The organism is Ensifer sp. (assembly GCF_031989085.1).
Taxonomy (GTDB): Bacteria; Pseudomonadota; Alphaproteobacteria; order Rhizobiales; family Rhizobiaceae; genus Ensifer.
In genome coordinates this window covers 41,442-50,257 of the sequence record NZ_DALZXU010000015.1, presented here as the reverse complement: position 1 = coordinate 50,257, position 8,816 = coordinate 41,442, and the positions used below count along the sequence as shown (strand labels likewise).

The 8,816-nt window shown below is 62.8% G+C and carries 12 protein-coding genes and 1 tRNA gene; 6 read left to right on the top strand and 7 right to left on the bottom strand.

Going from position 1 to position 8,816, the window contains the following annotated elements; genetic code table 11:
* Window positions 1–75: 75 nt before the first annotated feature.
* From RTP54_RS30360 to RTP54_RS30340, 5 genes are all read right to left on the bottom strand, one after another.
* On the bottom strand, window positions 76–825 hold the full coding sequence (locus tag RTP54_RS30360) for an electron transfer flavoprotein subunit beta/FixA family protein (protein ID WP_176356442.1): 750 nt from the start codon (window positions 823–825) through the stop codon (window positions 76–78).
* A 288-nt stretch (window positions 826–1,113) separates the two neighbouring features.
* Window positions 1,114–1,908, bottom strand: a complete 795-nt coding sequence (locus RTP54_RS30355; protein ID WP_312367730.1) for a rhomboid family intramembrane serine protease — start codon at window positions 1,906–1,908, stop codon at window positions 1,114–1,116.
* A gap of 63 nt (window positions 1,909–1,971) precedes the next feature.
* A complete protein-coding gene (locus RTP54_RS30350; protein WP_112818537.1) occupies window positions 1,972–2,550 on the bottom strand; it encodes a cob(I)yrinic acid a,c-diamide adenosyltransferase in 579 nt (192 codons plus the stop codon).
* Window positions 2,551–2,566: 16 nt separating this feature from the next.
* Window positions 2,567–2,770: a twin transmembrane helix small protein gene (locus RTP54_RS30345; RefSeq protein WP_112811783.1), complete on the bottom strand. Its 204-nt coding sequence runs from the start codon at window positions 2,768–2,770 to the stop codon at window positions 2,567–2,569.
* Window positions 2,771–2,793: 23 nt separating this feature from the next.
* Window positions 2,794–3,627 carry an SDR family oxidoreductase gene (locus RTP54_RS30340; RefSeq protein ID WP_112834271.1) on the bottom strand — a complete coding sequence of 278 codons (834 nt, stop codon included), beginning with the start codon at window positions 3,625–3,627 and terminating at the stop codon, window positions 2,794–2,796.
* Window positions 3,628–3,808: 181 nt separating this feature from the next.
* On the opposite strand from RTP54_RS30340, the gene RTP54_RS30335 reads away from it, so the two are divergent.
* Entirely contained in the window at window positions 3,809–4,690 is an 882-nt protein-coding gene (locus RTP54_RS30335) for a YihY/virulence factor BrkB family protein (protein WP_112818536.1), read from the top strand.
* A gap of 5 nt (window positions 4,691–4,695) precedes the next feature.
* Here RTP54_RS30335 and gluQRS read toward each other — a convergent pair whose 3' ends face one another.
* Complete coding sequence (gene gluQRS / locus RTP54_RS30330; RefSeq protein ID WP_312367726.1) at window positions 4,696–5,586, bottom strand: tRNA glutamyl-Q(34) synthetase GluQRS; 891 nt, start codon at window positions 5,584–5,586, stop codon at window positions 4,696–4,698.
* Between the two features lie 54 nt (window positions 5,587–5,640).
* Between gluQRS and RTP54_RS30325 the strand changes: the two genes are divergently transcribed.
* Together RTP54_RS30325 and RTP54_RS30320 are read left to right on the top strand one after the other, a co-directional pair.
* A complete protein-coding gene (locus RTP54_RS30325; RefSeq protein WP_312367724.1) occupies window positions 5,641–6,288 on the top strand; it encodes a DNA-3-methyladenine glycosylase in 648 nt (215 codons plus the stop codon).
* A 107-nt stretch (window positions 6,289–6,395) separates the two neighbouring features.
* A complete protein-coding gene (locus RTP54_RS30320; protein ID WP_112811779.1) occupies window positions 6,396–6,953 on the top strand; it encodes an HNH endonuclease in 558 nt (185 codons plus the stop codon).
* A 118-nt stretch (window positions 6,954–7,071) separates the two neighbouring features.
* Here the strand turns inward: RTP54_RS30320 and RTP54_RS30315 are convergent, their stop codons facing one another.
* Entirely contained in the window at window positions 7,072–7,581 is a 510-nt protein-coding gene (locus tag RTP54_RS30315; protein WP_112818535.1) for a disulfide bond formation protein B, read from the bottom strand.
* A gap of 218 nt (window positions 7,582–7,799) precedes the next feature.
* Between RTP54_RS30315 and RTP54_RS30310 the strand changes: the two genes are divergently transcribed.
* The 3 genes from RTP54_RS30310 (at window position 7,800) to RTP54_RS30300 (ending at window position 8,815) form a co-directional block, all read left to right on the top strand.
* Window positions 7,800–7,884 (top strand) — tRNA-Leu (locus RTP54_RS30310).
* Between the two features lie 176 nt (window positions 7,885–8,060).
* The gene (locus RTP54_RS30305) at window positions 8,061–8,498 is read left to right on the top strand and encodes a CopD family protein (RefSeq protein WP_312367722.1); all 438 of its coding nucleotides are present in this window, start codon (window positions 8,061–8,063) and stop codon (window positions 8,496–8,498) included.
* Between the two features lie 8 nt (window positions 8,499–8,506).
* Complete coding sequence (locus RTP54_RS30300) at window positions 8,507–8,815, top strand: DUF3817 domain-containing protein (protein WP_312367720.1); 309 nt, start codon at window positions 8,507–8,509, stop codon at window positions 8,813–8,815.
* Window position 8,816: the final 1 nt, after the last annotated feature.

The window sequence follows — 8,816 nt, the reverse complement described above, 5'->3', positions numbered from 1 at the left end:
TCTGGTCGGAAAGGTGGCTGCCGTCGTGGTCAGCCAGAAGCAGAATAGCCATGATGAAATCTCCCTTTCCTGAACTTACAATACGCCGGCTTCGGTCTTGAGCTTTTCAACGAGCTCGGCCACCGACTTGACCTTGATGCCGGCCTTGCGGCCTTCCGGCTCCTCGGTCTTCAGCACCTTCAGCCGTGCCGTGGTGTCGACGCCGAAATCGGCCGGCGTCTTCTTGTCGAGCGGCTTCTTCTTCGCCTTCATGATGTTGGGAAGCGAGGCATACCGCGGCTCGTTGAGGCGCAGGTCGGTGGTAACGACCGCCGGAAGCTTGATGTCGATCGTCTGCAGGCCGCCATCGACCTCGCGTGTCACGGTCGCCTTGCCGTCGCCGATCTCGACCTTGGAGGCAAAGGTGCCCTGCGCCCAGCCAAGCAGCGCCGACAGCATCTGGCCGGTCTGGTTGCTGTCGTCGTCGATCGCCTGCTTGCCGACGATGATCAGGCCCGGCTGTTCGGCCTCGGCGACACCCTTGACGATCTTGGCGACGGCGAGCGGCTCGACCTGGTCTTCGGTCTCGACCAGGATCGCCCGGTCGGCACCCATGGCGAGCGCGGTCCTGAGCGTCTCTTCGGCCTTGGCCGGGCCGACCGATACCACCACGACCTCGTCAGCCTTGCCGGCTTCCTTCAGCCGCAGCGCCTCTTCCACCGAGATCTCGTCGAACGGGTTCATCGACATCTTCACGTTCGCCAGCTCCACACCAGAGCCGTCCGCCTTCACCCGGATCTTGACGTTGTAGTCAACCACCCGCTTAACCGTCACAAGTATTTTCATGGATTCTTCCCTCCAAGAGCTTTCGCAGGAAAATGCGCCTTAACGGAGCCGCCTGATTGTCGGTTGGCGACATCGATACGCGTTTTTTCTCCAATTACAATCACTGTGCATGGCGCTAAATCGATATAACCCCGAGAATTGGAATAACGTTTACGTACACGTAAGAAAGCGCCCTGGCAAGGCTTCTTCGCAGATGCGGCATGAAGGCATTCCCGCCTCCGTCACGTCAGCGGCAAGCCTTTGAAATCGCGTGTAAACACGGGCTGAGGAACGGCAAGACGCGGTGCCTCACGCGGTCGGGCGTCCCCAGGGTGTCGGCGGCTTGCGGGTTTCCGGCGCCTGTTGCGGCGTGACGGCGACGGACTCGATCTTGTGCGCGACGGCGCGCGGGGTGACGATCGTGCGGTCAAAGAGCGGGACGCCGCGACGTCGCAAAACGACCACCAGCACGAGGCCTGCGACGATGCCGCCGACATGGGCGCTCCACGACACACCGCTGCCCGGATCGACCACCAGCATGAAGAATTGCTGGCCGATCCAGAAGGCGAGCGGAATGGCCGCCGGAAGCGGCAAGGGGATGCGGAAAAACACCAGAACCCAGACCCGCACCTTCGGGTGCAGCAGGAAGTAGGCGGCGACCACGCCTGAGATCGCGCCCGATGCGCCGATCAGCGGCGCTTCAGATGCGGGGTCGAGCAGGCCGTGCGCCAGAGCGCCGGCAGCGGCGCAGGCGAGATAGAATATGAGGAAGCGAAAGTGCCCGAGCGCATCCTCGACATTGTCTCCGAACACCCAGAGAAACAGCATGTTCATCGCCAGATGCATGAAATCGCCATGCAGGAAGGAGTAGGTGATGAAAGTGAAGCCATCGGGCACGATGATCAGCGACGGATCGAGCTGGGCGTAGTCGAAGATGAGTGCAGGGATGTAGCCGAAGCCGAGCAGCGTCGCGTTGGCGAATTCCTCGGTGGCGATGGGGCCGGTGATCAGCCAGACAAGAATGTTGATGACGATCAGGCTGATCGTCACGTACTGAACCTTGATGTGCTTCAGGGTGTTCTTATCGTGAAGCGGTATGAACATGCAGTCTCCCGAAGCGCTGTTCTGCAGAGCGGCGCCCTGGGCGCGCGCTCAGCGTAGGGCACGTTATCTGTTTTTGCCGGGAATCCAAAGGACGTCGGCATGGCCCTTGTCGTTGGCGAAGCGCGCGGCGACGAACAGGAAATCCGAGAGACGGTTGATATAGGCGATCGCCTCGGGGCTGACGATTTCCGTTTCCACCTGGGCAAGGGCCACCATCTGTCGCTCGGCGCGGCGAGCGACAGTGCGCGCGACGTGCAGGCTGGCAGATGCGGCGCTGCCGGCGGGCAACACGAAGGAACGCAGGGGCTCGAGGTCGGCGTTCAGTCGGTCGATTTCGGTTTCGAGCCAGGTAACCTGGGTTGCGACGATACGCAGCGGCTCGTATTCCGGTTTCTCCCCGGTGTCAGGCGTGGCGAGATCGGCGCCGAGGTCGAAGAGATCGTTCTGGATCCGCATCAGGATGGCATCGAGATCAGCGATACCGACAGTGTGCTGCCGGGCGAGCCCGATGAAGGCGTTGGTCTCGTCGACGGCGCCATAGGCGTCGACCCGGAGATCGCTCTTCAGACGGCGCGGACCGGAGACGAGCCCGGTGGTGCCGTTGTCGCCCGTCCGGGTGTAGATCTTGTTGAGCTTGACCATGGTGTCGTCACGTTCCTTAGGACGGGCGGCCGCCGCCGGTGAGCCACAGCGTCAGCATGATCAGGGCGATCGCGATCGCCTGCAACAGGACGCGGGCCTGCATCAGCTTGTTGGAGGTGTTGCCGCTGCCGCCCCTGGCCATGTTCACCAGGCCGCGGATCAGGACGATGACGACCAGGCCCATGACAAGCAGGGTCAGGCCGGTGAAGAAACTGGACATCGAAGAATTCCTTGCGTTTACGATCAGCCGAGCCGGCCGATAATGCGGTAGAACAGGGCCGCCGGCAGGAGCTTCTTCAGGAGTGCTCCCTGTCTTGCGGGCATGGTTACAATATAGTGCGGCTTGGGTCTTTTTGCCGTCAGCGCATGCTTGAGCACGGCATAGACGGCCTCCGGGCCGAGCTTGCCGGCGGCCGGCTTGCTTTCGCCTTTCAGCCGACGAAGTTGCCGTTCGTATTCGACCCGGTGCACCGAATTCTTCAGGTCGATGAAGCGCTCGATATAGGTCACCGCATTGGCGGTGAACCGCGAGGTGATCGGTCCAGGCTCGATCAGGCTGACCTCGATGCCGCTGCCGGCGAGTTCCATCCTCAAGGTCAGCGAAAGGCCCTCGATCGCGAATTTCGAGGCATTGTAGGCGCCTCGCCAGCGATAGGGCACGATGCCGAGGATCGATGAGCATTGCACGATGCGGCCATGCCCGCGCGCGCGCATCGCCGGGATCACCCGCCGCGTCAGGTCGTGCCAGCCGATGACGTTGGTTTCCAGCTGCAGCCGGAGTGCTTCGGTCGGCAGGTCTTCGACGGCGCCGGCCTGACCGTAGGCGCCGTTGTTGAACAGCGCATCGATGCGCCCGCCCGTGCGCGCCATCACCGCCTCGACCAGGGCGGCGATCGTTTCCGGCCTGGTATAGTCCATCAGCAAGGTTTCGATGCCCTCGTTTTCAAGGGCGCTTCGGTCTTCTTCGCGGCGCACGGTCGCAAAGACGCGCCAGCCGTCAGCTTTCAGCGCGCGGGCGCAATGGGCGCCGATCCCGGATGAACAACCGGTGACAATGATTGTGGGGCGATCGGCCATCCTGTCGATTCCTATAGAAATCCTGCCCCCGTTTCCCATATTCATCGGCGGGATACAATTGAATTGCGCGAGCCCGAACCCGCCCAGCGTGTCGCGGTCGGGTCAGCGTCAATGCCAAGACATGGCGCGGGGCGGGGCATGCGAAAGCAGGCGACCGCGGCGCCACCGGGTCGGAGTGGAAATGCCGTCGTTTATTCGCATCACCTGGAAAGTCGTCTTCGATGCGCTATGGCATTTCAGCCTGGATGACGGCTGGGCGATGGCGAGCCATGTGGCCCTTTCGTCGCTGCTTGCCGTGTTTCCCTTCCTGATTTTCGGTACGGCGCTCGGCAGTTTTCTGGGTGCCGACCAGTTTGCCGAGACTGCCGTCCACCTCATTTTCGATGCCTGGCCGGAATCGATCGCCACCCCGATCGCCAACGAGATCGTCCAGGTGCTGACCATTCCCCGTGGCGGGCTGTTGACCGTCTCTGTGCTGGCGGCCGCCTATTTCGCCTCGAACGGTGTCGAGGCACTGCGGGTGTCGCTCAACCGCGCCTACCGGGTGACCGAAAGCCGCTACTGGTACGTGACGCGGCTGGCGAGCCTGGGTTTCGTGATCGCCGGCGTGCTGATCCTTGCGGCCCTCAGCATCATCCTCGTCGCGGTGCCGCTGGCGCTGCGCTATGCCGGCGAATGGCTGCCCTGGCTCGACGGGGTGCTGGCGACGGTCGACAACTGGAGCCTGCCATTGGCGCTGGTGGTGGTCACGGGCGGGCTCTTCATGTCGCATCTGTGGCTGCCGGACGGCCACCGCAAGGTGATCGACGTTTTGCCCGGCATCTTCCTGACGCTCCTGTGCTGGACGATCGGCGGCTACACCTTCGCCTACTATCTGTCGACCTTTGCCACCTATGTCTCGACCTATGCCGGTCTCGCCTCGATCATGATCGTGCTGGTGTTTCTCTACATGGTCGCGGCGATCTTCATCATCGGGGCGGAAATCAACGCTGCTATCCTCAAATATCGCGTCAAGCGCATGGTGCGGCGCAGTTTCCAGGGGTTACGCGCAACCGAGGACTGACGACTTCAGAGGATCAGGGCGCGAATGTCGGCCGGCGTGCGGCCGGCCTCGCGGAAGGCCCGGATGCCGGTGTCGCGATTGCTCTTGGACAGCTTTCGCCCGTCGGCGCCCAAAAGCAGCCGGTGATGGTGATAGATTGGCTGCGTCAGGCCGAGCAACTGCTGCAGCAGGCGATGCACTGACGTTGCGTGATAGAGATCGCGACCGCGCACCACATGGGTCACCCCCTGCAACGCATCGTCGACGACAACGGACAGATGGTAGCTCGACGGCGCATCGGAGCGTGACAGGATGACGTCGCCCCAGGCGGCCGGATCGGCGGTTATGATGCCCGTCTCTCCAGCCGGGCCGCTGCCGGTTTCCTGCCAGGTGAGGTGAGGGCCCCCGACAGAAAGCAGCGCCTTCTTCATGTCCAGCCTGAGGGCATGGGGCTTGCCGCCGGCGATCATGGCGTTGCGCGCTTCAAAGCCCAGATCGCGCTCGCGTCCGGGGTAGAGCGGCGCGCCATCGGGATCGCGCGGCCAGTCATCGCCACCGGCCTCTGCGTCGGCCACAGCCGCCTTGATCTCGCCGCGCGACAGGATGGACGGGTAGACGAGGCCCATGTCGTCGAGCCGCGTCAGGGCCGATGCATAGAGCGCGAGATGGTCCGATTGACGGCGCACTGGCCGCTCCCATTCAAGGCCGAGCCAGGCGAGATCATCGAAGATGGCGGCCTCGAATTCAGGGCGGCAGCGCGTCTGGTCGATATCCTCGATGCGCAGAAGGAACCGCCCGGCGGAGGCCTGCGCCATGTCGTGATTGAGGATCGCCGAGAGCGCGTGGCCCAGATGCAAAAGACCGTTCGGGCTCGGCGCGAAGCGGAAAACGGGTTGAGCGGATGACGTCATTGCCATCGTTTCCCTTTGGCACGGAAGCGGTATAAAAATCATCCGCTTTTTGGAGGCGCCATGCGGATCATTCGCACACATGAGGACATCGAGGCGGGACTTGCCGGCCTGGTGATGCTCGACGCCCGTCTCGAACATGTCGTGGCGAGGGCCGGGCCGGTGCCGCTCCGGCGGACCGACCCCGGCTATCGCGGCCTTGCCAGCATCATCGTGTCGCAGATGGTGTCGAAGGCGAGCGCTGCCGCGATCTGGAAACGCATGGAGGCATCGCTCGGCGAGATCACCGCGCCGGCAGCCCTTGGCCTCAGTGACGAAGATTGCCGGGCGATCGGGCTTTCCCGCGCCAAGGCCGACGCGCTCAGGCGCGTGGCAAAGGCGGTCGTTGCCGGCGACATCGATCTCGACGCGATCTGCAATGTCGAGGCGCTCGACGCGATCCGCGAGATGACGACGATCAAGGGCGTCGGACGGTGGACCGCGGAGGTCTATCTCCTGTTCTGCGCCGGGCATCCGGATGTCTTTCCGTCCGGCGACGTGGCACTTCAAAACGCCATCGGCCACGGGCTCGGCCTGGAGCTGCGCCCGAGCGCGCGGGAGATCGATTCGCTCGCCGCATCCTGGGCGCCCTGGCGCAGTGTCGCGGCCCGTCTGTTCTGGGCCTATTACGCCCAGGAAATGCGAAAGGATGCCGTTCCCGTGACGCCTTGAAGGAAAAAGCGAATCCATTGTTCGCTTTTTTCTTTCCTGCTTCACAATCCTGTTGCAACGGGCCTAATATAGAAGGTGCAGATGCCGAATCGATCAGGAGAATACGCTTGACGATTGCAGTCTCACCGCAGGCCTTACCCGCGCTCGTCTTGAACGCTGATTATCGGCCGCTGAGTTATTACCCCTTGTCGCTCTGGTCCTGGCAGGACGCGATCAAGGCGGTCTTCCTTGACCGTGTGATTATCCTGGCGGAATACGAGCACTCGGTTTCCTCGCCCAGCTTCTCGATGCGGCTGCCGAGCGTGGTTTGCCTCAAAAGCTACGTGCAGCCGTCCCGCCACCCGGCGTTCACCCGGTTCAACGTCTTCCTGCGAGACAAGTTCGAATGCCAGTATTGCGGCACGCCCGATGATCTGACCTTCGACCATGTGGTGCCCCGCGCCCATGGCGGCCAGACCACCTGGGAAAACGTCGTTGCCGCCTGCTCGCCGTGCAATCTGCGCAAGGGCAGCAAGCTGCCGAAGCAAGCGGGCATGGTCCCGCATCAGAAGCCCTACCAGCCGACGGTGCAGGACCTGCACAACAATGGCCGGCTCTTCCCGCCGAACCATCTGCATGAAAGCTGGATGGACTATCTCTACTGGGATGTCGAGTTGCAGCCCTGAGGCGCTCTGGCGATTGCCTCGAGCAGGAGATGGCCCGAGGCCAGAACACTGAAAGCCGGGCCGCGGGATAAGCCATCACGCGGCCTTGTCTTTTCGACGGGGTATTTTACCGGTGAGATCAGGCCTTGGCGGCGCCGCGCAGCGCGATGGCTGCAAAGATAAGGCTGGCAATCACGTTCCAACCGGCAAAGGAAAGGCCGAGCACCCGAAGGGATGCCTCGGTGCAGGACGGGCCGTGCTTGGAATCGAGGTCGCTGAGGAGATCGCCGACATTGGACGACACGCCTTGCGCCGTGGTGGCGCAGGTCGACGGTCCTTCCCAGAAGCCCCATTCGGCGCCCGAGTGATAGACGCCCATGCCGGCGCCGACGAGCATCAGGATGCCGATCGCCAGAAGCAGGGTGCGGGTGGTCCAGGCCGGCAGCTTCAGGGCGCTGGTGGCGACGGCGAGGACGCCGAGCGGAATGCCGTAATAATAGGGATCGCGCTGCAACAGGCAGAGGGCGCAGGGAATATACCCGCCGATATGCTCGAAACCGAGCGCACCGCCGACGGTCGCCGCCATGCCGAGCGTCAGGAGAACGGCGATGACGAGGTGATGGCGGGAAGCGGTGGAAGCGTCGATCATGCGTACCTCACGCTGGAAAGCATAGGGATCAGGGTCCGTATATGCCGCATTGCAACTGAATGATGGCCTTCTTAGGTGCGCCGGCGCGCGCTGTAAATCGCCTCGCCTGCGTCACCTTTGCACGCTTTCGTGATTGTTGCGGAGCAAGTTGAAAATGATGGTTGACCGCGGCAAAAACCTTCGTGTAAATCCGAGCCGCTGATATCTTATATCCCTGAGCCCCATTGGCGGAATTGGTAGACGCGCTCGACTCAAAATCGAGTTCCGAAAGGAGTGCTGGTTCGACCCCGGCATGGGGCACCACCACTCAAGCTTTTCCCGCATTCTGACGAAAGCCCTCGGCGTTGGCCGGGCGCCGGTAACAGCCGCTCGTTCCTTTCTCGTTGTTTCCCGCGAAATCGGCCGCAGCCGATTTGTCGCAGTGACTTCTCGATCGATTCCGATAAAACAGAATGATCTTTCTGTTTTTGGATCCGACGATGCTCGATCTGATTTTTCCCTATTACCTATGGGTCAAGGCCGCCCATGTCGTCTCGGTGGTTGTCTGGCTCGGCGGGCAGTGCCTCCTGGTCGTTCAGCTCGCCAGCCACCGTCAGGCGCTGGCGCGACAGGGCGGTGCCGACCTCCTGAGCGAGGTGGAGCAGCGTTGCCTGAGGCAGGTCGTCAATCCGGCGATGCTGGCGACGCTTCTCTTGGGCGCGACACTGTTTTTCCTGCGCGGACCGGAGACGCTGGGCGAGGGCTGGTTTCAGGCCAAGCTTGGCTGCATCGTCGCGATGACCGCGCTGCACGGCGCCATCGCCTCGACGGTCGGCACCCTGCGTCGGGGCACCGTCTCGGCCGCCCGCATCCGCTGGCTGCAACTCACGGGCCTGGCGCTCACTGCCGCCATCGTCTTCATCGCCGTCATCAAATAGGTTTGCCCATGTCCGAACACCGCACCGCTCCCACGGTCTCCCGCCTGCTGCGCTACGCCGCGATTGCCGAAGGCACCACGCTGCTGCTTCTCGTGGCTGTCGGCGTGCCCTTGAAACATGGGCTCGGCTATGCAGACGTCACCCGCATCCTCGGCCCGGTGCACGGTCTTGCCTTCCTTACCTACATCTGGGCCGTCATCAACGAGTTGTCCCTGGGCGAGAAACCGCGCGGCTGGGCCTTCAAGGCGATGCTGTTCAGCTTCGTGCCGGGCGGCACCTTCTGGTTCTTCCGCCGCTCGATCGCTTCGGCTGGGTAAG